Origin of the sequence: Sphingomonas sp. UV9, from assembly GCF_004101245.1 — a bacterium.
In the GTDB taxonomy this organism is placed as follows: domain Bacteria; phylum Pseudomonadota; class Alphaproteobacteria; order Sphingomonadales; family Sphingomonadaceae; genus Sphingomonas.
Genome location: NZ_SCIN01000005.1, coordinates 43,359 through 67,247, shown reverse-complemented (window position 1 = coordinate 67,247; position 23,889 = coordinate 43,359). Strand labels below are relative to the sequence as shown.

At 62.3% G+C, this 23,889-nt stretch carries 21 protein-coding genes; 8 read left to right on the top strand and 13 right to left on the bottom strand.

Going from position 1 to position 23,889, the window contains the following annotated elements:
- Positions 1–20: 20 nt before the first annotated feature.
- Positions 21–1,292, bottom strand: a complete 1,272-nt coding sequence (locus tag EQZ23_RS18560) for a lipid II flippase MurJ (protein WP_128455951.1) — start codon at positions 1,290–1,292, stop codon at positions 21–23.
- 217 nt (positions 1,293–1,509) lie between these two features.
- Here EQZ23_RS18560 and EQZ23_RS18555 point away from each other — a divergent pair, with 217 nt between their 5' ends.
- Entirely contained in the window at positions 1,510–2,967 is a 1,458-nt protein-coding gene (locus EQZ23_RS18555; RefSeq protein WP_128455950.1) for a right-handed parallel beta-helix repeat-containing protein, read from the top strand.
- A gap of 200 nt (positions 2,968–3,167) precedes the next feature.
- Here EQZ23_RS18555 and EQZ23_RS18550 read toward each other — a convergent pair whose 3' ends face one another.
- Positions 3,168–4,871 (bottom strand): hypothetical protein, encoded by a 1,704-nt coding sequence (locus EQZ23_RS18550; RefSeq protein ID WP_128455949.1) that lies wholly within the window; start codon positions 4,869–4,871, stop codon positions 3,168–3,170.
- Positions 4,872–5,213: 342 nt separating this feature from the next.
- On the opposite strand from EQZ23_RS18550, the gene EQZ23_RS18545 reads away from it, so the two are divergent.
- Together EQZ23_RS18545 and EQZ23_RS18540 are read left to right on the top strand one after the other, a co-directional pair.
- Positions 5,214–6,263: an EpsG family protein gene (locus EQZ23_RS18545; RefSeq protein WP_128455948.1), complete on the top strand. Its 1,050-nt coding sequence runs from the start codon at positions 5,214–5,216 to the stop codon at positions 6,261–6,263.
- A gap of 34 nt (positions 6,264–6,297) precedes the next feature.
- Positions 6,298–7,443 carry a glycosyltransferase family 4 protein gene (locus EQZ23_RS18540; protein ID WP_240663683.1) on the top strand — a complete coding sequence of 382 codons (1,146 nt, stop codon included), beginning with the start codon at positions 6,298–6,300 and terminating at the stop codon, positions 7,441–7,443.
- 12 nt (positions 7,444–7,455) lie between these two features.
- On the opposite strand, the gene EQZ23_RS18535 is transcribed toward EQZ23_RS18540, so the two are convergent.
- From EQZ23_RS18535 to EQZ23_RS18520, 4 genes are all read right to left on the bottom strand, one after another.
- Positions 7,456–8,805, bottom strand: a complete 1,350-nt coding sequence (locus tag EQZ23_RS18535; protein ID WP_128455946.1) for an O-antigen ligase family protein — start codon at positions 8,803–8,805, stop codon at positions 7,456–7,458.
- The gene (locus tag EQZ23_RS18530) at positions 8,802–10,139 is read right to left on the bottom strand and encodes a hypothetical protein (RefSeq protein ID WP_240663682.1); all 1,338 of its coding nucleotides are present in this window, start codon (positions 10,137–10,139) and stop codon (positions 8,802–8,804) included. Before EQZ23_RS18530 ends, EQZ23_RS18535 begins: the two co-directional genes overlap by 4 nt.
- A 3-nt stretch (positions 10,140–10,142) precedes the next feature.
- Positions 10,143–12,248 carry a polysaccharide biosynthesis tyrosine autokinase gene (locus EQZ23_RS18525; protein WP_240663681.1) on the bottom strand — a complete coding sequence of 702 codons (2,106 nt, stop codon included), beginning with the start codon at positions 12,246–12,248 and terminating at the stop codon, positions 10,143–10,145.
- A 158-nt stretch (positions 12,249–12,406) separates the two neighbouring features.
- Positions 12,407–13,102 (bottom strand): polysaccharide biosynthesis/export family protein, encoded by a 696-nt coding sequence (locus tag EQZ23_RS18520; RefSeq protein WP_164913515.1) that lies wholly within the window; start codon positions 13,100–13,102, stop codon positions 12,407–12,409.
- 172 nt (positions 13,103–13,274) lie between these two features.
- Here EQZ23_RS18520 and EQZ23_RS18515 point away from each other — a divergent pair, with 172 nt between their 5' ends.
- Positions 13,275–13,601 (top strand): hypothetical protein, encoded by a 327-nt coding sequence (locus EQZ23_RS18515; RefSeq protein ID WP_128455943.1) that lies wholly within the window; start codon positions 13,275–13,277, stop codon positions 13,599–13,601.
- Between the two features lie 342 nt (positions 13,602–13,943).
- On the opposite strand, the gene EQZ23_RS18510 is transcribed toward EQZ23_RS18515, so the two are convergent.
- Both EQZ23_RS18510 and EQZ23_RS18505 read right to left on the bottom strand, forming a co-directional pair.
- Complete coding sequence (locus EQZ23_RS18510) at positions 13,944–14,756, bottom strand: metallophosphoesterase family protein (protein ID WP_346427832.1); 813 nt, start codon at positions 14,754–14,756, stop codon at positions 13,944–13,946.
- 33 nt (positions 14,757–14,789) lie between these two features.
- Positions 14,790–16,076: a nucleotide sugar dehydrogenase gene (locus tag EQZ23_RS18505; RefSeq protein WP_128455942.1), complete on the bottom strand. Its 1,287-nt coding sequence runs from the start codon at positions 16,074–16,076 to the stop codon at positions 14,790–14,792.
- A 379-nt stretch (positions 16,077–16,455) separates the two neighbouring features.
- On the opposite strand from EQZ23_RS18505, the gene EQZ23_RS18500 reads away from it, so the two are divergent.
- From EQZ23_RS18500 to EQZ23_RS18485, 4 genes are all read left to right on the top strand, one after another.
- Entirely contained in the window at positions 16,456–17,448 is a 993-nt protein-coding gene (locus EQZ23_RS18500) for a site-specific integrase (protein WP_128455941.1), read from the top strand.
- 175 nt (positions 17,449–17,623) lie between these two features.
- Positions 17,624–17,860, top strand: a complete 237-nt coding sequence (locus EQZ23_RS18495; protein WP_240663680.1) for a type II toxin-antitoxin system HigB family toxin — start codon at positions 17,624–17,626, stop codon at positions 17,858–17,860.
- A gap of 23 nt (positions 17,861–17,883) precedes the next feature.
- Entirely contained in the window at positions 17,884–18,252 is a 369-nt protein-coding gene (locus tag EQZ23_RS18490) for a transcriptional regulator (protein WP_128455939.1), read from the top strand.
- 9 nt (positions 18,253–18,261) lie between these two features.
- Entirely contained in the window at positions 18,262–18,669 is a 408-nt protein-coding gene (locus EQZ23_RS18485; protein ID WP_128455938.1) for a hypothetical protein, read from the top strand.
- 143 nt (positions 18,670–18,812) lie between these two features.
- Here EQZ23_RS18485 and EQZ23_RS18480 read toward each other — a convergent pair whose 3' ends face one another.
- The 5 genes from EQZ23_RS18480 to EQZ23_RS19960 form a co-directional block, all read right to left on the bottom strand.
- Positions 18,813–19,073, bottom strand: a complete 261-nt coding sequence (locus EQZ23_RS18480; protein ID WP_128455937.1) for a hypothetical protein — start codon at positions 19,071–19,073, stop codon at positions 18,813–18,815.
- Between the two features lie 152 nt (positions 19,074–19,225).
- Positions 19,226–20,317, bottom strand: coding sequence for an SGNH/GDSL hydrolase family protein (locus EQZ23_RS18475; protein WP_128455936.1), 1,092 nt, complete (start codon positions 20,315–20,317; stop codon positions 19,226–19,228).
- 244 nt (positions 20,318–20,561) lie between these two features.
- Entirely contained in the window at positions 20,562–21,191 is a 630-nt protein-coding gene (locus tag EQZ23_RS18470; protein ID WP_164913514.1) for an SGNH/GDSL hydrolase family protein, read from the bottom strand.
- A gap of 341 nt (positions 21,192–21,532) precedes the next feature.
- Positions 21,533–22,708 carry a nucleotidyltransferase family protein gene (locus EQZ23_RS19965; protein WP_164913513.1) on the bottom strand — a complete coding sequence of 392 codons (1,176 nt, stop codon included), beginning with the start codon at positions 22,706–22,708 and terminating at the stop codon, positions 21,533–21,535.
- A complete protein-coding gene (locus EQZ23_RS19960; protein WP_164913512.1) occupies positions 22,705–23,862 on the bottom strand; it encodes a hypothetical protein in 1,158 nt (385 codons plus the stop codon). The genes EQZ23_RS19965 and EQZ23_RS19960 overlap by 4 nt, the downstream gene beginning before the upstream one ends.
- Positions 23,863–23,889 lie beyond the last annotated feature (27 nt).

The following is a 23,889-nucleotide window of genomic DNA, read 5'->3' as shown; positions in this document are numbered from 1 at the left end:
TGTCTGTAATCCTTTGCCAGCTACAGCACGCGCCGCTGGTTAAGACCGCGTCGATAGAGAGGCACGGTTAGCATGACAAGCGACATGAGATAGTAGAGCGAAATGGCAATGGCGACGCCGACCAGCCCGTACAGCCAGAACATCAGGACCTTTACTCCGATGGCGAGCGTGAACGAGAGCGATCCCAACAGCGTTGGTGTCCGGGTGTCGCCACGCGCGTAAAAGGCGCCAGAAACCAGCGATCCCAGACTGCCGGCGACGAACATACCGCTCGTCAGGACAAGCAGCAGCCACAGAGTCTGGCTGTCTTTCGCGCCGAAGCGACCAAACTGGATTGCCGCGGCAAGTAGTGGCTGGCCAACCACTATTAGAGCGAGCACGGCCGCAATACCGATTCCACCCATCACGATAAAGGTTCGGCGCAAGACCAAGTAGAAGGCTGGTTCGTTATCTGATTTTGATAGAACCGAGAGCTGGGTGATGACCGGTACGCCGACCGCTTTCACCAGAACCTGACTGGCCGCGCCATAAAGTTGCTGTGCCAGATACAGTAGAGACAGTGATCCGGCGGGGAGTGCCGAGAGAAGGAAACGGTCGACGAGCGGGTCCATCTTGTAATAGCTCGCGCCGATCAGAAGTGGCTTCAGGCGACGCCATGCAAGTCTGATGATCGGTTGACGAAAGTCGGGCAGCGATGCCCGCCCCATGCCTGGCAGCAAGAGCACCGTCTGCAGGCACAGTCTACCAGTGCCGATCCATACCGCAGCCTCTACGCCATAGTAAGGAATGAACAGTATAAGCGTTCCGACAGCAACGACATTGGCCAAGGCGGCAATCGCATCGACGCGAATATAGCGGTGTCGCGCGAAGGCCAGCGCAGTCTGGACTGAGTTCATGCCGGTAAAGACGATGCCGATCAGGCTGACCCGAGCGAGATGTACCGTCAGTTCCTGATGAGTTTTGCTGAAGCCGGGAACGGTCAGCGGTGTCCACCAGGCCGAGGTCAGTTCGAGCGTGATGGCGACACCCAAAAATCCGGCACCGCTTAAAATCAACAGCGTCCAGCAATCACGGCGCTGAACATCGTCGGTCTCGCCCGCCAGGATTGGCGTGAGCACATTTGCGAGCGATGCGCTTATGACGGACGCAAAAATCTGCGGAAGCGTCATCGCCGCAAACAGCGCATCCGTTTCGCGACCCGGTCCGATCATCGTCAAGACGACCCACTGAAAGGCCAGAGTGGAGGCGATGTTGAGCACGCTCATCAATGCCAAAGCCAGCGTTCTAGTCATTGATGAAATCTACCGCCTTATGCACATCATCACCTCTCGGCCAATTTCCGGATTGCCTTGGTGGGTAACGGCCTTGATGGGGGCAACGGCGATGGCGATGGGGCGAGCGTTAGATGTCGCCGATATAACCCGCAATGGTGCGATTGGCATTGACCCGTTTCCCATATCGGCGGTTAGAGCGCCCAGCGTGTAGGCGTGGCTAGGGCGAGTGTATCGGATGCTGGATATCGACACTGATCGGCGGACGTTTCTGGTGATGGGGCTGGCTCTGACGTGCGGCGCGTCCGCGTCGGCGACCTGCGGTACGCCAGCCTCTGCGCGTGGCAGCACCCCTGCGCGCGGCGATCGGATTTTTACGCCTGAGGAGTTTGGCGCCAAAGGCGACGGCATAGCGGACGACAGCATGGCGATGGCGGATCTGTCGGATGCGGTGAGCCGGTATGGCGGTGGTACCGTCGTATTTCGGCGAACGACGTACCTGGTCGGCCAGCAGGGGCTGCAAATCAGCCGCAAGTACATGTTTCCGGCCCATCAACTGCTGCTCTTCAAAAATTGCACGCGCCCCTTGTCGCTGCTGGGGAATGGCGCGCGTCTTCTGTGCAAGACCGGCCTGCGCTACGGGGTTTTCGACGAACGCGGCGCGCGCGCGGATCATCCGATGCCGTATCTGGGCGACGGGTTGGCGACCCCCTACCAAGCGATGATCCAGATCGAAGGATGTAGCGGATCGGTTGCGGTTTCGGACTTCGCGCTGATCGGGCCTGGCGACGCCGTAGTGCTGGGAGGAAAGTTCGGCGACGTCGGCTGGCAAATCCCGGCGTACGGCTTGCAACTGATCAACAACCGGGGCGGCGAGACCATCGAACGCATGCGGCTCATCGGGCATCCGCTTGACGGGATGGGGATCGATGGTGCCGTCGATCCGCTGCCGAATTCGACGCGAACGATCACCGACGTGGTGTCGGACAGCAATGGTCGACAGGGCTGCAGTCTGGTCGGCGGGACCGGCTATCGCTTCTCGCGCTGCAGTTTCACGCGGACCGGGCGTGGCAAAGTGCGTAGCGCGCCCGGCGCCGGTTTCGATATCGAGGCCGAGGGCGGCAAGGGGATCCGTGACATCGGCTTCGACCAGTGCCGCTTCGCCGACAATCTGGGATGCGGGATGGTCGCCGATTCCGGCGACAGCGCCGACGTGCGCTTCACGGGATGTACGTTCGTTGGCACCACCAGTTGGTCGGCATGGCCTTCCAAGCCGCTGTTCCGCTTCAAGGACTGTAATTTCGTTGGCGGCCTGGTCCGCGCCTATGGCGATCCCGACGCAACCCGCGCCACGCAGTTCGTCAATTGCACTTTTACCGACGATCCGGCCGGCGTCACCAAGGGCAAGACGACAAATGCCGGCGTTTCCACGGCAGCAAACATCGATCGGCCGATCGCCGATCTTTCGAGCAGCCAGAACATCCTGTTCGACCGCTGCAGATTTCGTGCCGTCAGGGGGACGCTGCCGTGGTCGACGGCAGCGATCTACCGAAATTGCACGATGGTGCAGGGCATGCAGGCGACCGGTCACCCGCGGGGGCAGTTTATCGGGGTCAATACCATCCGAGGCAAGGTCGATCTCAGTGGCTCCAAGATCAGCGGAACGCTGACCGTGAACGGCCAAAGAGTTACATGAGGCAGCGTTTCGGATATCTGAAGGCGGTCCGGTGCCTGCTGAATATCCGGACTGCGGGGCAGTAATGACGTGCTGCTCAAGTCGCCGCATCGCGCTGAAGGATCAGCCGATAACCATGGTAGCGAAGCCATAAATTCCACGCCGGGTCCTGCAGAAATTTCCTCTACAAGACCCGGTATCTTAGAGTAAATACCGCAACATCAGCCGAGATATTCTACGATCTCGTAGCGCAAGCTATAATTAGTCAGCGCATCGGCTGTACTGATCTGCACTTGAATTAACCCGTTGCTCTGCCAGTTGAACGTGATGGTCAGATCCTGAGGAGGCCATACCAAGCTACCGTCAGGCTGCTGGAGAAGCAGATTGACCATTGTCAGTGCGCGACTGGCGACCGATGTCGCCAACGGAATGTTGACATAGAATTTCTTGTTGGTGGCCGTTGGGTTGTAGCTGCTCCATGCCGTCTGTGTGATCTGTCCGGTCTTGCGCTGCCGGTAATTCGGTAATGCGGTTCCGAGTTGACTCGATGGCGGTGTGATAACGGGCGTGTTGGTGAATTTCACCGATGGCGCAAAGGTGACGACAGCGCCGGTTCCTGCGTTTGTCACGGTAAGCTCGCCGGCACCATGCCATGATGCCGTCCCGGTGCCTTCGACGTTGACGCCGAAGACGGCAATCGTCGTTGATCCCGTGACTTTGATGATGGGCGAGTAGAGATCCACGGCAGCGTTGGCCGTGATTTGTAGGCCGGTCGATCGAGACGTGAACGTCGTTCCGTCCACTCTGACCTTGGCGTTATTCGCCAGCAGGCCGAACGTGCCACCTGCTATTCGTCCACCCCGCACCCAATAATTGCGTGTTATCTTACCGGCGTTCGCCGGGACGCTGCTGCCGTTTGGATCCGGATTTGCAACGCTGAGCCCGGCTTGCGTACCCGTGGTTTCGAAATCGCAGTCCTCAAAACCAACTTCGCCATTGTCGACGCCATCGGTGATGACCGTCAAATCGCCCGTAGCATTGCCGTAAAAACTGCAGCGGCGCCGGATAACGCGCGCGATACCACCATATGCATGATAGGCAACTTCCATGGGAATGGTTACACCGCCGTCCTGGGGGGCGCCCCACGCGGCGCAATCGACGGTTTCCTCCTCGGTGCCGAGACTTGTCGCCTCAAAACACACTTGGCTGTTATAAGCCTGGCAATCCCGCCGCATGATATCTTTTGGCGTTGGCCCAGAATTCGCTGCATCGCCGGCAGCAGTGTAGTGCGCATAACCGGTCGCGTTATAAACATCGACGCGATTGACCCGAACGCTTCGGCTGTCGCCGCGAATGACGAGGCCTGAGCAGCGGTTCAGCAACTGTGCGGCGGGCGTAGCGCCGAAATTCAGGCCTGCCCGGTCGATATTGATGAAAAAATCGGCGAACCACCCGTTTCTGTCGCCATCGCAGTAGATGCCGAACCGCGGGCTAGCTTGCTGAACGGTGATTTGAAATGACCGAAACCCGGATATTGCACGGCCCGCGCCGACCAGTCCTTTCCCACTCGGTTTGCGGATGTTTCCCGAGAACCAATGGACCAGGGGGCCGAGATTGAGCACGCCGACCATCGGCGCGTCCAGCGCGGCCTGAATGATCGGGCGGCTGTCGATCTGGTCTCCACCCAGTGCGCCGAATTGCGCGGCGTAATAGGGCTGACCGGAGGCGAGCTGCCAAACCGATCCATCCGCCGCCTCAAACCAGCTGTAATTCTGCTGATTGCTCTCGAGTGTGGCAGTCGTCCGCTGATACGTTGCTGCGCCGCCATCGTTTTCGGTCGAGCGACCACTTGTTCTGATGACATGGACATCGGGATCGATGGTCGCCGCCAATGCGTCGGTAAACGTACCTATGATGTACAGCATCAAATTCTCCTATAACGCAGGCGCGATGGTACTACATATCGGTTTGTCCATGTTGTAATAATACATTGCATCGTAAAATATTGTAAGATAATTTACGATATCGCCGATGGTACCAATCAATAATACCCGATGCTGGACGCGCGGCGCGATCGCGGATAGCGATCGTATCCCGAGCGGATCGCAAGACCCTAGACTGTTCTTTCGGCGGTCTGTCGGCTCTGGCGAGCCGACTCTCCGATTGCGAGCGTTGCGAAGGGGTGGCATCCCTTCTAAGCGGGATGTGTCAAAGGCCGTTTTTAGGACTTTATCCTGCTTCCGTATTGGGTCCTCTTCATCGCATGGATGGTCGCGGCGTTCGGCTACAATCGGTTGGCCACTCCGGATGCTCGTAGTGGATCGACGCCCACCCGTTCTCTGACCGTCGTCTATTGTCTTGGCCTAGCCACCGCGTTGATGATCGGTCTGCGGTTTGAGGTTGGCGGTGACTGGATCCCGTATCTCGGGATCTACGATCAGATCCAGCTCATGGACTTCTCCCAGGCGATCATGAGCTACGATCCGGCGTATTCGGCGATCGTCTTCATCGCCGGGCGGCTGGATTCGGGTATCTGGTTGGCCAATCTCGCCTGTGGCGTGATCATGACCTTTTCGATCATTCGATTTTGCAGCCGCCAGCCAAATCCGGCGCTCACATTTCTCGTGGCGGTACCCTATCTCGTGATCGTCGTCGGCATGGGGTATACCCGCCAAGCCGTTGCGATCGGGATATTATTGGCGGGATTGGCGGACGTTGACAGGCAGTCGACCGTAAAACTGATCGTGTATGTATTTATCGCGGCGCTTTTTCATAAGACCGCGCTTCTGGTTCTGCCGCTCATTCTAGCACCGGTCTTTCGTAGAAGCGTACTTCAATCGATCTTCGGGGTCATCGTCTTCGTTGCCCTGTTCTTCCTGTTCCTGCGCAGCCAAACCGATGATCTGATCAACAACTATATCGATTCGGATTATGCATCGTCAGGTGCAGTCGTCAGAGTCGCGATGAACATCGTGCCAGCGGTGATTGCGATCGTGTTGCGCAAGAAGATGAGGTTCAGTGCATATCAGGACGACATGTGGACCGCCTTTGCGGTGGTCGCATTGCTGACGCTGCCGTTGGTGCTGACCGTGAGCTTTACCACGGCTATCGACCGGTTGGCGCTGTTCCTGATCCCTCTTCAGATCGCGATATTGCCAAGACTTCCCTATGTGTTTGCGGGAAGCCGGTCCTTGAACGCGCAGCTTACTCTTGCTGTTTGTGCGTATTCCGCATCGGTCCAGATGGTCTGGCTAGTGTTTGCGACGAACGCCGAATTCTGGCTGCCGTACAGAGCCTTTTTCATCAATGCTGGTTAGGCGAAACACCGTGGCGTTGCCGAAAAAGACGATCGTGATATCGATAAACACAAGCTGGAATATCGTAAACTTCCGGGCAAATCTTGTCTCGAGACTGCAAAGCGAGGGATATGACGTCGTCGCGCTGGCGCCGCGCGATCCGCATAGCGAGGCGCTGATCGCGCTGGGCGTCCGGTATTTCCCGATCGAGATCGACAGCAAGGGGCTCTCGCCGGTCCGCGACCTGAAACTGGCCTCGCAGTATTTCCGTATCCTGAAACAGGTGCGCCCGGTCGCGTTCCTCGGCTGGACGATCAAGCCCAATGTCTACGGCTCGCTGGCTGCGCACGCGCTCGGTATCCCGGTCATCAACAACATCTCGGGGCTCGGCACCGCGTTCATCAAGATCGGCCTAGTGACCCGGGTGGTGCGACTGCTCTATCGGGCCGCTCTCGCGCGATCGGCGACGGTCTTCTTCCAGAACCGCCACGACCGCGATCTGTTCGTGGCGCAGCGGCTGGTGCGAAGCGCCCGTACCGCGCTGCTGCCGGGCTCGGGGATCGATCTAGCGCAGTTCGTGCCAGAACCGGCCGGGGAGGGGGCGCCTCCGGCCTTCCTGATGGTCGCGCGGCTGTTGCGCGACAAGGGGGTGGTGGAGTTCGCCGATGCCGCGCGGATCGTCCGCGCCAGCCGGCCCGACGTCGAATTCCATCTACTCGGCTTTCTCGACGTCCAGAACCGCACCGCGATCGACCGCGCGACTGTCCAACGCTGGGAGCAGGAAGGCACGCTGCGCTATCTCGGCGAGGCGGTCGATGTGAGGCCGCATCTGGTCCGGGCTGCGGCCGTCGTGCTGCCGTCGTATCGCGAGGGCATGCCGCGCTCGCTGCTCGAGGCAGCCGCGATGGAGCGGCCGTTGATTGCCACCGACGTGCCTGGCTGTACCGAGATCGCGCGCGCCGGCGAGAACGCCTTTCTGTGCACCGTGCGCGATGCACGGTCGCTGGCCGGTGCGATGCTCGCGTTCCTCGCTCTGGACACAGACGCGCGTGCGGCGATGGGGCGCCGCAGCCGCGAGATCGCCGAGCGCGAGTTCGACGTGTCGGTCGTCGAGGCACGCTATCTGGAGGCGATCGCCACCGCGACGGGTGACGCGACTATCAGTGCGACGGGCAGCGCGCCCGCCGCGGCGACGGGATAGCGCGCGCCTGAGCTAGAGGCTCATGTGCCGCGCGGAGGACGGCGCACGACTGCGTCGCGTATAGGGGCGCACGCCCGACATCAGGCCGATGCAGGCGGCGAAGGCCGCGGACAGCGCCGCGGTGCGCAGCGGATAGTCGACGACGCTGTGCAGCAGGATGGCGGCGGTCGCGATGACCGCGGCCTGCGCGAACGGATCGGGCTCCTCGGCGCGCCAGATCGCGCGCAGGCGGACCACCCACCAGGCGAGGAACAGCGCCGCGAACGCGATCCCGACGATCCCCGTCTCGAGCAGCAGTTCCAGCCAGTCGCTGTGCGCATGGTTCATGTAGGTCGTCGTGACCGACGCGAGCGGCTCCTGCATGTGATAGATCGGCTGGAAGCTGGCGGTGCCCGAGCCGATCGGGAAATATGCGCGCGCCGCCTGGAAGGTGAGCGCGAACGAGGTCTGGCGCGACAGCTCGACATTGGCCTTCTGGGCGCCGAACAGATTGTTGCCGAACGGGCCGACGACGATCGTGACGATGGCGGCGAGCGAGACCAGCCCGGTTGCGACGACGAGGCTGCGCTGGACGAGGGCGTTGCGGCGCCGCCCGAACGTCAGCCACGAGACGAGCGCCACGGGGACGCTGAGGCCGATCCCCGCGAGCGAGGAATTGATCAGCAGGCCGACGAAGATGACCGCGTAGGTCGCTCCCACGAGCAGGTGAACCGCCGAGGCGCTGCGTTGCGATTTGCTGCGCCGCAGCAGCGTCGTCTGGAGTGCGGCCAGGAACGGGATGCAGACCAGCAGCAGCGTCGCATTGTGGTTGGCGTTGGCGAAGAACCCGACCGCAACGCCGTAATTGGTGATCGTATAGAGATAGGCGCCGGTCCCGCCGATGACCTGCAAGGCGCCCAGCGCGACCGAGACGAGCGTGACTGCGACGATCACCGCGGCGATGCTGCGCCCGCGAAACGCGCCGAGTACGACCACGCTTAACAGCACGGCGATCGCCGGCAGCAGCCACAACAGGCTCGACGGCGCGATATCGGGGGCCAGCGTCAGCGGCAGCCAGGGCAGGGGGATGCCGAGCAGCCGATAGCCTTCGGCAACCGCCGCGCGGCCCGGCAGCAGCGTCCACAGCGCGGGCGGCAGGGGCACGAGTTGCAGCACCGCAATCGTGACGAAGATCGCAAGCAGGCCGAGCGGCGCCCGGATTTGTGCCGAGGGGCGTTCCTGCATCATCTGCCACAAAGCCCAGCCGATCAGCGGCAGGCTGGCGATCTGGAGGATGAAGTTGGCGATGAATCCTGCCGCGCTCGCGCCTCCGAGCAACAGGCAGGCGAGCAGATAGACGGGGACGACCGCATGGCGGATCATGGCGTGGTTTCCGATGCGGGAGCCGATGTGGTTTCCCGAGGGCCTGCCGATGGCGGACCTGACAGAGGACGGAGATCGAGGTCGCGCAGCGTCACGCCCAGCGGGGACGGAAAATCGCCGGCCTCGCCGCGCATCGTCAGCGTCTGTGCCGGGCAGCTGGCCGGAACGACGAACTCGGTCGCCACGCGGTGCGGCTTGGCTGTCGCGGCCACGGCGACGTTCATCAGCTGGTTTTGGTCGCTCAACGCCGCGGTGCCGCAAGCGAGCGACCAGTAGAGCTTGGCGGCTCCATCGGTTTTGCCGGGGTCGACGGTGAACGCGAACCGGTAGCGTCCCGGTTGCAGGACCAGCAACTGGCGCGCGAGATCGCCGCTGTCGCGGCCGTAATAGTCCATTATCAGGCTATTGTTGCGGATATCGGCTGCGCCGAGGCTACTGGCGGTCAACGTCCAGTCGAACGGGGGCGACGCGGCGGTCTTGCGGAAACCGGCATTGGTGATGAGTGCTTCGGCCTGCGCTGGCGCGACGCCGTAGATACGCTGCCATACCGATCGCGCGACGGGATATTGGCCGCGGGCGACTAGGCGGTTCACCAGGACCGGACCCCAGCTCTCCTTCGCGCGCGCATCGACGCGCGCAGCGGGGCTGGCGAGTGCGAAGATCGCAGCGGGCGCGGTGTCAGACTTGGCGAGCGCGGTCAGCACGCCGCGTTCGAGCACCGGATCGGTGGCGAGCGTATGGCGGACCGCGTCGCGCGTTTCGGGCGCCATTGTCATCTTCGCCATGGCGATCGCGATCGGCGCCTGCGTCGCGCCGAGGATCCGTGCCAGCACCGAGAATTGCGCCGCGGCATCGGCATAGCGGGCAGTGCGCAGATAGCGATCCAGCAGAAGCAGGTGGATCAGCCGCTGGCGGGGGTCGAGCCGCTGTCCGGCTTCCAGTGTCGCGACGGCACGGTCGGGCAGGCGATCGAGCAACTGCTGGTGGCCGAGGATCAGATAGGCGCGGGCATCGAGCGGCGCAGCCGCAGCCGCGCGCCGGACGGCGCCGAGCGTCGCGGCATCGAGCATGCCGCGCTGCGTGACGAGCAGGGCCGCGGTCCTGGCAAGCACGGCGTCGGGGTAATTGGGCGCGAACCGCACGATTACCGGCGCGGTCGCCGGCAACGTCCGTACCATCGCCGCCTGGAAGGACAGCCAGCCCACCGACACGCCGGCAACCACCAGGATGGCAGCGGACGCAAAACCGCGAACGCTGCCCAGACCACCGCGGCGAGGGTTACCGCTTCCGCTACGGCTTGCGCTGTTACTGGGATCGCGCCGCTTACGGCTCATCGTTTAGGGCTCATCATGCATCGTCAGCATGATCCGGCGCTTCTTCTCGTTGCCGTCCGCGACATAGCGATACTGGTCCTTGTTCTGCCCATAGCCGTAGCCATAGCCGTACCCATAGGACGATTGCGGCTGGTAGCGCGTCAGGATGGCGCCGACCATGTGCGCGCCGGCGGTCCGCATGCGGTTCTGCGCCTCCACCGCCGCGCGCGTCCGGGTGCGACCGGATTCGATCACCATCAGTGTCGCCTGTACGATTGACGACAGCAACGGGGAGTCGGCAAGGCCGAGGATCGGCGGACCGTCGATGACGACGACGTCGAACGTCGCGGACGCATCGGCGAGCAATGCGGCGAACCGCGCCGACGCGATCAGCTCGGGCGGGCTTGGCGGGATGGTACCCGACGGCATGACCCACAAGGCGTCGACATCGGTCTGCAGCACGTGCTCGCTGAGCGATCCGGAGTTGGTGAGGATGTGCGACAGCCCGACATTCTCGCGCCCGGTGACAAAGGCGGGGCGACGCATGTCGGCATCGATCAGCAGGACTGATTTACCCAGCCGCGTAAAGCTGTGCGCAAGCGCCCAAGCTGACGTCGACTTACCCTCCGCCGGACGTGTGCTTGTAATTAGTAGTGTCTTGGGCGCACCGCCTGCGGTGACGAACTGCATCGCTGATGCAGTAGATAGATAGGCCTCCGCAACTGGCGATAGCGTATCCTTTAACTCCTCAATTGGTTTTAAATTCTTAATGTTGGGAATGCCGCCAAGGAACGGAAGCTGCAGCTTGTTACGAACGTCGTCGGGCGTCTTAATCGTGTCGTTGATGAATTCGAGCGCGACCGCAGCGAGCATGCCAACAATGGATCCCAGTACGACACCAATTATGAGATTGAGATACAGATTTGGCGAGAACGCACCCCCGGGAACCAGCCCGCGATCGACCACTGAGGCGACCGCGGTGCCGATACCGCCAGCAACCCCAATCTCTTTGTAACGTTGGAGAAGCGCGTCGTAGAGCGTACGATTTGTATCTACGTCGCGCTTGAGAATATTATACTGGATCAGGCGACTGCGTTGATTGAGCACCGTGCCACTGAGCCCAGCAACCTGTGCACGAAGCCGATCTTCTTCGGCGCGTGCTGCTTGAAAGTCTTGGCGTAGTGTGCCGATACGATCGGAATTGGCATTGCGCGTTTCGGTGATCACCGACGCCCGCAACGCATCGATGCGTGCCTTGAGCGCCATCATTTCGGGATATTCGGGACGGAACGTCTGGAGTTTCTGCTGATATTCGGCATCGAGCGCAGCAATCTGCGCACGTAACGGTGCCGCGTTCGAGCTTCCTTCAGTGGTTGCCCCGCCTAAGGCCGCTTCACGATATTTTTGCTCGGCCGCAATCCGCCGTGCCTGCGTGGCGGCAAGCGCGGTGTTCAACGAGACCAGCGAACTCCCAGTCAGCGAATTGGTGTCACCCCCTTCTTCGCTGTTGCCGATACTGATCAGCCGTTGTTGTTGCGCATAGGCGGTAAGCCGGCGCTCCGACTTTTCCAGGTCGCGACGAACATTCGCAATCTGCCGCTGAAGGAAGTTGCGGGCGTAAGACGATGACTGGTAGCGGCGTTCAAGATTTGTTGCGATATACGCATCGGTCGTAGCATTGACGACTTTTGCTGCGAGTTGTGGATCACGCGCAATGAACGCTACGCTGACTATCATGCTTTGCGGCTGCAGTTTCACCTGAGTTCCGCCCTGTACGAATCTTGCCGCGGCTTCGGTGTTTGCAGTACGGTCTGTGCCTTGGCCGACGATAGCCGGATCAGCAGCGAGATTGAGATTTTGCGCGACGCGTTCGGCTAGGGCTCGGCTACCCAGCAAGGCAAGCTGCGTACCGACAAAATTGGTGTCGTTGCGGGCACTACTCTGCCGCCCGCCTTTGCTGTCTTCATCCGCTATGATTTCGACTTGTGGCGGGTTGAGTTCGATTGAAGTCGTTGAGCGATATTTAAGCGGCGTGAGCAACGTGATTAGCACTGCCAAGGCCAGTCCTGTGCCTACGGCAGCAAGAATCAGCCATCGCCATTCGACCGCAATACGCCACAGGAGCGCCAAGGAAAGTTCGCGACTGTTGTTCGTGGTTCCGTAGCCACCGTAACCGCTCTCTTTATTTAAAGGAGCTATAACACGGCGTTCGTCGGGTTGGACGGTTAGGTTTGTGGGACCCACGGCCCCGGGGCTTACCATTTACGAAAATCCTAAAGGCGACGGCGTTATAGCGCCAAGAAGATGGAAGTAAGTGGTAAAGCCTGCAGGAGATCACGTTGCGTCTTCTTTACGCCAGACCCATCTACAACCACTGTGTCACCGGGGTAAACTTGCGGATCTGCCATTTCACCGCGACGAATGCTGGTTAAATCGAAGGCCGCGGCAGTGCGCTTGCCAGCAATGGTTCTGAAAATAGCGACACGGCGTGGATTAGCCAGATCATCGGTACCGCGCGCAAGGGCAACCGCCTGAATGAGCGTAAGTGCCCCGGTCGCCGGATAAATGCCGGGCTGGCGTACTGATCCATCGACCGTGACGACCCGGCTGGCGGACGATTTCAAGGAAACCGTGACACTCGGATTTCGCAGATACTTTTCATCCAGTCGATGACCGATGACAGCGCCCAGTTCGGTCGTGCTGAGCCCAACCGCGTCGACGCGACCAAGCAAGGGCATGGTGATGCGCCCGCTCTGGTCGATCTCGTAGTCGCGACTGAGATCGGCGACCTGGAATACCATGACGCTCACCGTGTCGAGTGGGGCCAGCTTGTAGGTATCGTCGACGGCAACGATCTTTGGTCCATCAGGTGTGCCGAATTTACTGGAGTCATAGGATATGGTTCCACCCCGCGTTGGTGCGCACGCTGCCAGCAGCAAGGCGAGACCGATGACGGCCATCTGGCTCGTCAATCCGATTTTCATTATGTCACTGCCTTGAAGCCAAGCCCGCATCCCCGTGATGCGTGTGCGCACACCTACAATTAACCTCTGTCTGTCGCAAGTCGACCGCTGATACCTTCGACACTGCAAGCCTCCGCTACAATAGCGGGCGAGAACGGATTGACACTCTCGCTGGTGGAGCGAATGCGGCAGCATGATCTCGATCATCGCCCTTGCCGTGCTGTTGTTGAATAGCAACGCCCCCACTGAAATTGTGGTCTTGGCGAAATCGCGTAAGTGCGATTTGTCGAGTGACGGCCGGACGCTGCGGAATGCTGACCTCGAGGCATACGCGGTAGAGTGGGCAGCAGGGCGACCGGTCAGGATTATTGTTCCGCGCGCGGCGCGGACCAAGTGTCTCGCGGAAGTTATGTTCAAGCTCCACGATCACGGCGTGACGCGGGCCGAATTCGTCGACATGCCAGATGCGTTGGTGGGTGACAGCGCTTCCGTGAGGGCTCCCGTCGAGGTGGTTGACTGAGTCTGCATCGCGCTCGTTCTCACTAGAAAATGTTCGAGGGCTGGCTGAGCGCCACGCTCGATTTGGCGCATCATGATTTTCATCTTCTGCTGGTCTTGCGCTGCGCCGTCCTCTCAGGTTCTGGCTGCCGTTACTGACCGTCCTCATCCTTGAACTGATCAACGACGTTCGACTTCAGTCGATATAAGGTCGGTAGCTATCTATGGGTGCCTAGCTCTATCCCTTGTCGATATTGCGTTGACGATGCTGCCCCGATTGCAGTCGTGCTGGCCGCAAGGCGGGACTCGTTCCACTTCAACTGTTTTAGACGACGCTGGCGGGCATCCTCGCGTTCGCGCTACGCTAGCGCTGGCTGCGCTGCGTTGCCAGAAAGTGGACATCGGCATCTTCTATGACTGCCGCGGTGAGGATCCCGGTCCGGTAGGCGCCGGTATCGATGCCGATGCGATTGGACCGCTGATCGACGCCGTCGCTGATCGTGTGGCCATGGATCACCATGCAGCCATGATCATGCGCATCGGACAGGAAGGGCTGGCGGATCCAGCGCAGGTCGCGGGGCTGTTGCTGTTCGATCGGCACGCCCGGCCGGATACCGGCATGGACCAAGAGATAGTCGCCGAACGCGAACGTATCGCCGAAGGTCTTCAGGAACTCGACATGCGCGAGCGGGATCGCCGCGTGCAGCACCTCGGCGATCCGCCGTTCGTCCATCGCCTGCAACGCGGACGGCGCAATACCATAGCTTTCCGCGCAGGCATCGCCGCCGAAGCCGAGCCAGTCATGCGCGATGCCGGGTTCTCCCGCCAGCGCGCGCAACAGGAATTCCTCGTGATTGCCGAGCAGGAACAAGGTCTTGGCGGGATAATGCCGGAGGGTCTGCAACCGCTCGACGACGCCTGCGGAATCGGGACCACGATCGATCAGGTCGCCGAGGAAGACCACCGCTGCAGTCTCGACCGGGCGCTCGGCGATGTCGTCCTCGATGCGGCCGAGAAGTTCATCGACGAGATCGAGGCGACCATGAACATCGCCGATCGCGTAGAGCCGCTTGCCGCTGGGGCCGGCAAAGCTGCGCGTCGATGATATGTTGGCCGACATGCGGCGGAACAGCTTGGAAAACACGAAACCCTCGAACGCAAACCCAGGCGGCCGCACGATGACCGTCCCGACAGCCTGTAGGCGCGTTCGCTACATCGTCCATAGCTTCATGCCAACGGGCACTTGTCCAGACCCCGCCAGCGCGTTCTTCAGATCGACGATCCCGCCGCCCGGTGCCAGCAGCCTCGTGAAGCGCGCGAAATCGACGACCAGTTCGCGGTGCGGCACGGCAAGGACGATCAGGTCGTAAGCGATATCGCCAGGAGCTGCGACGATCTCGAGGCCATATTCGTGCAGCGCGTCGGGGGCGGAGACGAGCGGATCGTGGACGTCGACCTGATGGCCCAGCCCCTGGAACGCGGCGACCAGGTCGGCGACCTTCGAGTTGCGCAGGTCGGGCACGTCCTGCTTGAACGCCAGTCCGAGCATCAGCACCTTGCTGGCGCGCGCGGCTCCCGACCCCGCGTGCCAGTCGTGGACGTCCTTCGCTACCCATGCCGCCATGCCGTCGTTCATGTCGCGACCCGCCAGGATGATGCGCGGATCGCAGCCTAGTTCGGTCGCGCGGTGGGCGAGGTAATAGGGATCGACGCCGATACAGTGCCCGCCGACGAGCCCCGGCTCGAACTTCAGGAAGTTCCACTTGGTGCCGGCCGCAGCCAGCACGTCCCACACCGACAGGTTCATCTTCGCGAAGATCTGCGTGATCTCGTTAACGAAGGCGATGTTGATGTCGCGCTGGGCGTTCTCGATCACCTTGGCCGCCTCGGCCGCCTTGATCGAGGCGGCACGGAACACGCCGCCCGTCGTGACCTTGTTATACAGGTCGGCGATCGCCTCCAACACTTCGGGCGTCTGGCCGGAGATCACCTTGGTGATCCGGTCGACGGTATGCTCGCGGTCGCCCGGATTGATCCGCTCGGGCGAATAGCCGAGAAAGAAGTCCTCGCCGCAGACGAGCCCGCTGACGCGTTCGAGCTCGGGGCCGCAAAGATCTTCGGTGACGCCGGGATAGACGGTGCTCTCGTAGACGACGATCGAGCGTCGGCCGGGCTTCAGCATGCGGCCCACGGTGCGCGTCGCGGCCATCACGATGCCGAGATCGGGCCGGTTGTCGGCATCGACCGGGGTCGGCACGGTGACGATGTAGAAATCGGCATCCGGACAGGCTTCGGGATCGGTTGTCAGCTGCAAGGTCGATGCGGTGAGACGATCGGCGTCGATTTCGCCGGTGCGGTCATGCTGGCGTTCGAGTTCGGCTATACGGCCGGCATCGACATCGAGCCCCCAGGTCTCGAACGACTTGGCCAACGCGATAGCGAGCGGCAACCCGACATAGCCGAGCCCGACCACTATTACGCGTTTGTCTCTGACCATGTTCGACACCTTTTGCTGTTCCGTCAAAATCGGTTCCATACCGCCAATCACGGTAACGACAAGTTGCGTTAATTACAGAATATCGCTGATCGCTCCGCGAAATAGTTCGAACGGATTCGGACGGAGATTGTCCGTCATCGGTAATTTTCGCGGTCATGGCGCAACAGGCGCTTTTGAATGTGCGACAGCCTGGACCGATAAAACGGCATCGACAGTTTATTCCGATAAATGGTATTCTCGGAATAAAGAATCATCGGTTCGGCGTGGCGGAATTGCCATGCGGTGTTCGGTGCATCACACGCCGTTCGATCGAATTTTGGTCCGATCGAATTTTGGCCATCACGAATATCGGGCCGTCCGACCTGCTGGAGCACGACGCATGACCGACGATCTCGACGACACCGCGCTCACGCGGGTTGCGTCGACACCGTTGATCCCGTTGCTGCTGGAGGACGAGATCGAGGCGGCCCGCGCCTATGTCGCCGCGGCGCGGTCGCCGGCGACGCGGCGTGCGTATGAATCGGACTGGCGGATATTTCTTGCCTGGTGCGCGGCGCGTGTGATCGATCCTTTGCCCGCCGCGCCGGGCGCGGTGGCGATCTTCCTGTCGACCGAAGCGGAAGCGGGCGCGCGGCCGTCGACGGTCGGGCGGCGCTTGGCGGCGATCGGTTATATGCACGCGCAGGCCGGGTATGATCCGCCGCAGCAACAACCGGGCGCGGTCGCGATCCGCAATGTCGTGGCCGGGATCCGCCGCACCCACGGCATCAAGAAGGTCCAGAAGCGGGCCGCGGACGGCGACATGCTGCGCGACATGCTACGTGGCTGCGAGGGCGACAGCGTGCGGGCGGTGCGTGATCGCGCGCTGCTCGCGATCGGCATGGCGGCCGCCCTGCGGCGATCCGAGCTGGTCGCGCTCGATATCGACGACGTCGCGATCACGCCCGATGGGCTGTTGATCACGATCCGCAAATCGAAGACCGACCAGGAGGGCGAAGGCGCGACGATCGCGGTGCCGGAAGGGCGTCGGATCCGGCCCAAGGCGCTGCTGCTGGCGTGGATCGCCTGCGCCGGGTTCGGTGACGGCCCGGTATTCCGCAAGCTGACTCCGCAAGGGCGGATCACGGCCAAGCCGATGAGCGACCGCGGCGTGGCGCTGGTGGTCAAGGCGCGCGCCGCGGCCGCGGGCTATGATCCGGCGCAGGTGGCCGGGCATTCGCTGCGTGCCGGCTTTTTGACCGAAGCCGCGCGGCAGGGCGCGACGGTGTTCAAGATGAAGGAGGTCAGCCGGCACAAGTCGCTCGAGATCCTGTCCGACTATGTCCGCAACCACGAGCTGTTCCGCGACCATGCCGGCGAGCGCTTCCTGTAGCGGCGAAGCGATAGCGATCAGGCCTTATATATAGCGCACGAGGTCGATACTTCCCGTGACGGGAAAATAGCCTTGATTCCCATGACGGGAAATGTTAGCTCGCCAAGGCATGAGGATCATCGCCAGGAACAGGTTGATCGCGTTCTGGGCGAGGCATCCGACGACCGAAGCTTCCTTGCGGCATTGGCATGAAGTCGCCAGCGCGGCCTCGTGGAACAGTCCGCTGGAGGTCGTCGCGGACTTCTCGAAAGCCAAGTCGCTCGATGGCGAGCGGGTGCGGTTCGAGGTTGCCGGGGGGGACTATCGGATGGTGGTCGCGTTCGACTGGAAGCGGTCGATCGCCTTCATCAAGTTCGTCGGCACGCATGCGGACTATGACAAGATCGATGCGCTGACGGTGAGCCTGTTTTGACTATGCCCAATGGAGGTGGTGCGATGCACATTCGTCCTATCCGGACCGACGAGGATCACGAAACGGCGCTGCGCGAGATCGAGGCGCTGTGGGGCGCAGAAGACGGCACCGAGGCGGGTGATCGGCTCGACGTGCTGGCGACGTTGGTCGAGACGTATGAAAGCCGGCGCTGGCCGATCGAACCGCTCGATCCGGTGCGCGCGATCGAGGCGGCGATGGAGATGAACGGCTATACCCGCGCCGAACTCGCCGCACTGATCGGGCAGTCGCGCGCCACCGAGATACTGGCGCGTCACCGTGCGCTCACCCTGCCGATGATCCGCAAGATCGCGGGAGCGTGGCACGTCCCCGAAAAAGTGCTGGTGCAGGATTACGCGCTGGCGAAGGAGTAGGCGGAGAGCATGACATATTTCTGTAAAAGCATCATGTCGCTGGCATGCCTGATCCTCGTGGCAGGCTGCGACCAGTCCTCAACGCCCACGCCCAAAGCGGCGAAGGTGGCGGAGGATCCGATAAAGGCGGACGTCGACCGGATGGAGGCTGGGATACGGATCGCCGCCGCGAACAAGCGGATCGACGAACTGGAGCAACAGGTCGGCGCGTTGCAGGCAACGCCGGAAAAGCTCGATCTCGACCTGCTGACAAACCGTGTGGAGGCCTTGGAGGCCAAGGTTGGCGGCGATGTATCTGCCCCGGGAAAGCCGTTGGGAAAAACAACGTCCGATCTTGGTCAAACGTCTCGATCGGGTTCGAAACCCGAAGGGTCTCGGCAAGCTAAACAGCAAACCTCTAAATCGAGTTTGCTCTGACCTGAAGGCAGGCCACGGTTGGCGATCGATCGCTCAAACCAGGATTTAGGAACGGTCGCGATGCGCGATGCCGCTTTTGAAACCCGTGCCCTTTGAAAATGGGCCGAATGTAAAAATGGGCCGGAATTACCGGCCCACTTCACTTAGTTGCTGTCGGAGTTGTCATCGTCTTCGTGATCGATGATCAGGTACGTCACACCCGCGAGGATGCCGATACCGATGACGATCGGAGCGATGCTCGAATCCTGGAGACCAGCGAGGTTGCTGGACTTCGACGTAGGCGTGCCTGCACGAACCGACGAGAGCGACCCGGCCGAGCTTACAGCGACAGGAGCAGCGCTTGCTGCAACTGGCAGTGCAGTCAAGGCAAAGGCCGATGCGGCCAGGGTCAGTTTCTTAATCATAGGTCACTCCCAGGTATCAGCCAGTACGGCTGCCCCGTCCAAACGATTACAGCCGCCAAGGGTTCCTGCGACAACACCAATCAGATGCGTGGGGTATCGCAACGGGCCGCCTGATCGGGGTCCACGCAGGCTCTACCGGATCCGATCGTGCTTCAGGATATGGGCGGGCCTACGAGCCGTTCGAAGCCGCCACTCAGCCCGTTGGTATCGAGCACGCGTGCCAGCCACGTCATCATTTCCCCGTAGACGACGCTCTGGGCTGCCAACTGCGGATGATTATATGTTTCGAACACCACGCCCTGGTAGGTCGATGTATAAACGCTGTGCCAACCGCGCCGCTCTACCCATTTGAACCCGCGATATTCGAAGTCGAGCAGTTTGACGTCCTCCTCGCGAGCAAGGTCCGCAAGTACCCCGTTCCATGTCGCATAGCTTGCCAGGCCATCGACGATCACGCCACCGCCCGTCCAATCGCGCTTCTGAACCTGTTGGGTAGAGGGCGGGACCAGGAATTCGTCTACCGGCGGATCGAAGTGGCGTACGACACTATTGAACACGCCACTTTCCTGGATCGATCCCGGCTCGACCTGCACCGTATTGCCGCCAACCCTGTGGGTCACCGTCATGAGGATGCCGGCATTCGGCCCGGTACCATCGTCGATGCGTAATTTGCTGCCAGCGCGTATCGACTGTCCCCCGGCGCGCTCGAACACCCCGCGCCCGGCTTCGCCCGGAATGGGTGAGCCGAACGTGTTAGCCTCTCGATCAAACGCCAATGTCCCGCCGTAAAGCAGGGTTTCCTGTTCGGCTGGCCAGGCGATTCCCTCGGAAAGTACGGCACGAATTGACGCTGGCGTAGTCCTTTCGGGCCAGGGGTGCATCGTGTTGCAGACGATCGGCACGGCACCGGTCGTCTTGATCTCCCGCAGAAGAGGTCGGAGTCTCTCCTTGGTAAAAGCAGCGTTCGGTCCGCGGCCGTGCACGCCATACGCCGATCCGCTGTTCATCCCGAGACCCAGGATAACGACGTCGTACGGCTTGCCCGCCACGGCTGCATATTGGTTCGGGGTCTGATCGTCGAACGAACCGCCGACGGCTGCATTGACCTCGCGGATCGTCCTGTCGGCTGGCCGGGCGGCCATCAACGCCTTGGTGAAGTATCGGGTCGGCGTGTTATCCGCAATGATCGCCGATCGATCCGGATTGCCGAAGCCTACCAGATCATCGCCCAGAAAAACCGACATGCCCAACGTCAAGATACCGAGCGTGCTGCGCGATTGGAGCGGAGGCGCCGTGGGCGTGGGCGGGGGCGTGGGCGTTGGAGACGGTGCCGGCGCAGGTGCAGGCGTTACGGGCACCACGGCGATAGGGCCATCGCTGGTGCCGCCCTCGCCGCCACATCCCGCTAGCGCTACAGTGCTGACGATGCCGCTTACGGCCGCGCGCCGGGTCAGTGTCATGTCGTCGTGTCCACCCGGCTCGGAGAGTTCAACGCTTCTCGAGCGCCTTGTCGACGAATGCGACATCGAGCTTGCTCATGCCCGCATAGCCTTCATCGGTTGGATGTACACCGTCTGCCAGGGGAACGCGCCCTGCCCGTTGCTCCGCGTCGAAGTCGAGCACGGCGATGCCCTGGCCTTTCAACGGCCCGTGAACGATCATTCGGTTGAACGCCTGCCGTTCGCGTTCCTGTTCCGGCGGTAGGCCGTTGCGCGCCATCACCGTGCCGACCCCGACGATCCAGCCATCCTCTTTCAGTCGCATGGCATAGTCTTGCAGCGTCTTAAACAACGGAACCGCCTTGGCGTTCTGGGCGAAGTCGTTCGAACCGCCGCCCAGGACCACGACGTTGCGGCGTCCCGATTTGTAGTAATCCTTCAGCGATACCAGCCCGGCCAACGAGCCCAGCGTGATGCCGTTCACGCCCTCGTTCGCGACGATCACGTCGTTGCCGGCATGGACCTGGTACCGGCCCGGACGGGAGGTCGTCAGCGGATCGCTCGCGGCAACGCCCTCGGTAATGCTGTCTCCGACGAAGACCACCATGTCGTGCTTGGGGTGAGCCGCGGCGTACCAGCGTTGCAAACCAAAGGCCAAGAGCAGCAGCAACGCGGCCAAGGCGAGGTATTGCCATAATGGACTGCGACCGACCGCTCGCCAGCGGCCTTGTACTTTCACCATCGCAACGCGACAGCCGACGCACCGACTGAACGCCATATCGTCTCGGAACCGAACCCCGTGAGCATCACGCAAGTGACGGCCGAACAGGCATTCAGGCAATTGTTTTATCTTCATAATTTCGACATTCCCCCGCGTGATCCCGCCTTTGATCCCGTGGTAACCGGAAACCGATCAATTTTGAAAGACCGTGCTTTTATTTAGCGAGGCTAGATGTGCGGACGGCATTTATTGGGGAGAGCTTTGGCGTCGGAAGCGATCGGATATTGCGATGCGGCCGCTCATGCTCGCTTGCGGTGACGCCGTAGCCGGCGTCGCTTCAACAGTTTCGGGATGCGCTGCAGGGGGTGGAGCACGAACCAGAAGCGCGAGCGGTCGGTGACGTCTTCGTCGGAGGCGGAGAACAGCAGGCGCCTGGACCAGCCGGCAAGATCGCCGGCGCTCGAGGCGACGAGCAGCTTGCCGGTCATCTCCGCCCAGCCGCGCCATCGCGAGCGCGCGAGTTCGGCAGTCCCGCCTCCCGCTTCGATCGTGCGCCGCGACAGCGCGACGAGCAGTGTGAGGCGGAGCGATCGGGGGGCGGAGAAGGATGGTGGCGGGGGCGTGCCGAAGAAGTGCCCGGCAAGCAGGATGGCGGACGCGGCCGCGCGGGTCTGGCGGCGGGCGACCGCGGCGTGCCAGAGCCGGTCGCCGCCATCGGGTTCGCGTGCCAGCAAGGCGGCGACGTCGGCCAGCCAGCGTAGCCGCGCCCACAGATGCGCGGCGCCGTGGTTGCAGATATAGGCAAAGAGCGCGTCGGTCGCGAGCGTGGGGATGGCTGCGCCGGGGGCGAGCTCGACCCATTGGATCGCTTCGTGGTCCCGGACCGGGCGCTCGTACGCAGCGTCGGTCATGCGCCAGTGAAGCTCGACGATCTGGCCGTTGCCGGGGTGACGGATCGCCATGTCCTTGGCGAGCGGCATCGCGCGCGTAACCCGTTCCGGCAAATCCCCTGCTCCGCCCGGCGCCCGGTAGCCGGCCTCCTCCAGCAGCCTCGCCGCGCGGCGGGCGTCGGTCGGCCGCACGAGGAGATCGATATCGCTGAACTGGCGGCGCTGAATCGCGCCGTACGCCAGCATCGCCAGCGTGCTGCCCTTGAGGAAAACCGGCTCGATCCCGTCCGCCGCCAGCAGCGTGTGCAACCGGATCGCCTCGCGGGCGGACCGCAGCGGCGCCAGCGGATCATGGCGTACGGCGAGTGCCGGCGGGATCGGCCGGTTGCACCGCTTCAGCGCCTCGACGACCAGCGGGACGATCTGGTGCCGGTGCGCGATCGCGGCCACCCTGTCACCGTCGAGATCATCGTGTCGGTCGTCGGTCCGGGGTGGGTGGAGAGGATCGGCGCAGGCACAGACGAAGGCGAACTCGGCCGATATCTTCGGATGATATGCGGCGTGGAGAGAGACGGCTTCGGTCAAGCGCCGGGCGCATTGAAGGTGACGGCATAGGTCCCGGCGGGAAGCGCCGCATCGCCGGTGGAAGGCTGGCTGACGGTGAAGCCGGTCGCAGTGGCGGTCAGATAGCCGTTCCGGACGAGCGCGACCGCGGCTGCGTTGGCGGCCGAGATCACCGGATAGCTCGCGGACGGATAGGGGTGCGCATAGGTGACCGTGAACAGGTCCCCTGCTCCCGCCCCCGATTTCGGCCCTATTCCCGCACCAGTGACCAGCAGGACGATCCCCGCATTGCCGTTCGCATCGATCGTGGCGGTTGCACCCGATCCCGCGCCCGGCAGCACCGTGACGCTCGGGTCGGTGGTCTCGGCGAGCATGATGCCGCGCCGGACGCCGTCGGCCGCGGTGAAATAGGGCAGCGCATTCGCATCGACCTCGAACGCGCCCGCTTCCGGCGTGGCGAGCAATGCGGCGCCCGTCCGCAGGAACTTCAAGGCGCCGAAGCCAGGCGAGGCCGCGCCCGCGCCGATCACCACCCATCCGCCGAAATTGCTCCCCGCCGATGGCAGCGCCGGGTTCACGCCGCCCGGAAAGATCACCTGCTGATAGCTGTTGGCGACGATCGCGTTCATCGTGCCGTAGCGGACCGGATATTGCCTGCTGACCTGCGACGACGCGACCCCGGTGCCGGTGAACAACGCCCAGCGGCCGGCCACCTCCCCTGCCGAAAAGACCGCATTGTCGACCGTGACGCGGGTTCCGCCGACATGCCCGGTCTGCCCGCCGGTGCCTGCCTGCCACAGGTCGACGACGATGCGGTCGCCGTTCTGTATCGCGGCATAGCCGTTCATCACCGGGCTGCGCGTCTTCACCCAGTAATTCGTCACCCCCTTGCCATCCGCGCCGTATTTGAATGCGAGATAGCCGGTGTCGTTGGCGGCGCTGCCGTTGACCTGGATCGGGGAGTTGCCGATCGTCCCCGAAGCCCCCGACACGGCAGGCGTGTTCGGTTGCTCGCCCCCGACGATCGTGGTCTTCATCGTCGTCGGCGCGGTCGCGACCGAGAGCGCTTGCGCCGCCATCTCCCGCGCGACCGGATCGACCTGCGCGGCTGCAGGGCTGGCGGCAGGGCTGGCGAGCGTGAGCGCCGATGTCGCGAAAAGCACGATCCTGGTCATGCGCGGTTCCTGATGAGAGAACGTCGA

What these genes read in the sequence shown, in the direction of transcription:
- EQZ23_RS18560 (WP_128455951.1), bottom strand. Translation starts at nt 1,292, where the DNA reads ATGACTAGAACGCTGGCTTTGGCATTGATGAGCGTGCTCAACATCGCC.
- EQZ23_RS18555 (WP_128455950.1), top strand. Translation starts at nt 1,510, where the DNA reads ATGCTGGATATCGACACTGATCGGCGGACGTTTCTGGTGATGGGGCTG.
- EQZ23_RS18550 (WP_128455949.1), bottom strand. Translation starts at nt 4,871, where the DNA reads ATGCTGTACATCATAGGTACGTTTACCGACGCATTGGCGGCGACCATC.
- EQZ23_RS18545 (WP_128455948.1), top strand. Translation starts at nt 5,214, where the DNA reads ATGGTCGCGGCGTTCGGCTACAATCGGTTGGCCACTCCGGATGCTCGT.
- EQZ23_RS18535 (WP_128455946.1), bottom strand. Translation starts at nt 8,805, where the DNA reads ATGATCCGCCATGCGGTCGTCCCCGTCTATCTGCTCGCCTGCCTGTTG.
- EQZ23_RS18530 (WP_240663682.1), bottom strand. Translation starts at nt 10,139, where the DNA reads ATGAGCCGTAAGCGGCGCGATCCCAGTAACAGCGCAAGCCGTAGCGGA.
- EQZ23_RS18520 (WP_164913515.1), bottom strand. Translation starts at nt 13,102, where the DNA reads ATGAAAATCGGATTGACGAGCCAGATGGCCGTCATCGGTCTCGCCTTG.
- EQZ23_RS18515 (WP_128455943.1), top strand. Translation starts at nt 13,275, where the DNA reads ATGATCTCGATCATCGCCCTTGCCGTGCTGTTGTTGAATAGCAACGCC.
- EQZ23_RS18505 (WP_128455942.1), bottom strand. Translation starts at nt 16,076, where the DNA reads ATGGTCAGAGACAAACGCGTAATAGTGGTCGGGCTCGGCTATGTCGGG.
- EQZ23_RS18500 (WP_128455941.1), top strand. Translation starts at nt 16,456, where the DNA reads ATGACCGACGATCTCGACGACACCGCGCTCACGCGGGTTGCGTCGACA.
- EQZ23_RS18490 (WP_128455939.1), top strand. Translation starts at nt 17,884, where the DNA reads ATGCACATTCGTCCTATCCGGACCGACGAGGATCACGAAACGGCGCTG.
- EQZ23_RS18485 (WP_128455938.1), top strand. Translation starts at nt 18,262, where the DNA reads ATGACATATTTCTGTAAAAGCATCATGTCGCTGGCATGCCTGATCCTC.
- EQZ23_RS18480 (WP_128455937.1), bottom strand. Translation starts at nt 19,073, where the DNA reads ATGATTAAGAAACTGACCCTGGCCGCATCGGCCTTTGCCTTGACTGCA.
- EQZ23_RS18475 (WP_128455936.1), bottom strand. Translation starts at nt 20,317, where the DNA reads ATGTCGGTTTTTCTGGGCGATGATCTGGTAGGCTTCGGCAATCCGGAT.
- EQZ23_RS19960 (WP_164913512.1), bottom strand. Translation starts at nt 23,862, where the DNA reads ATGACCAGGATCGTGCTTTTCGCGACATCGGCGCTCACGCTCGCCAGC.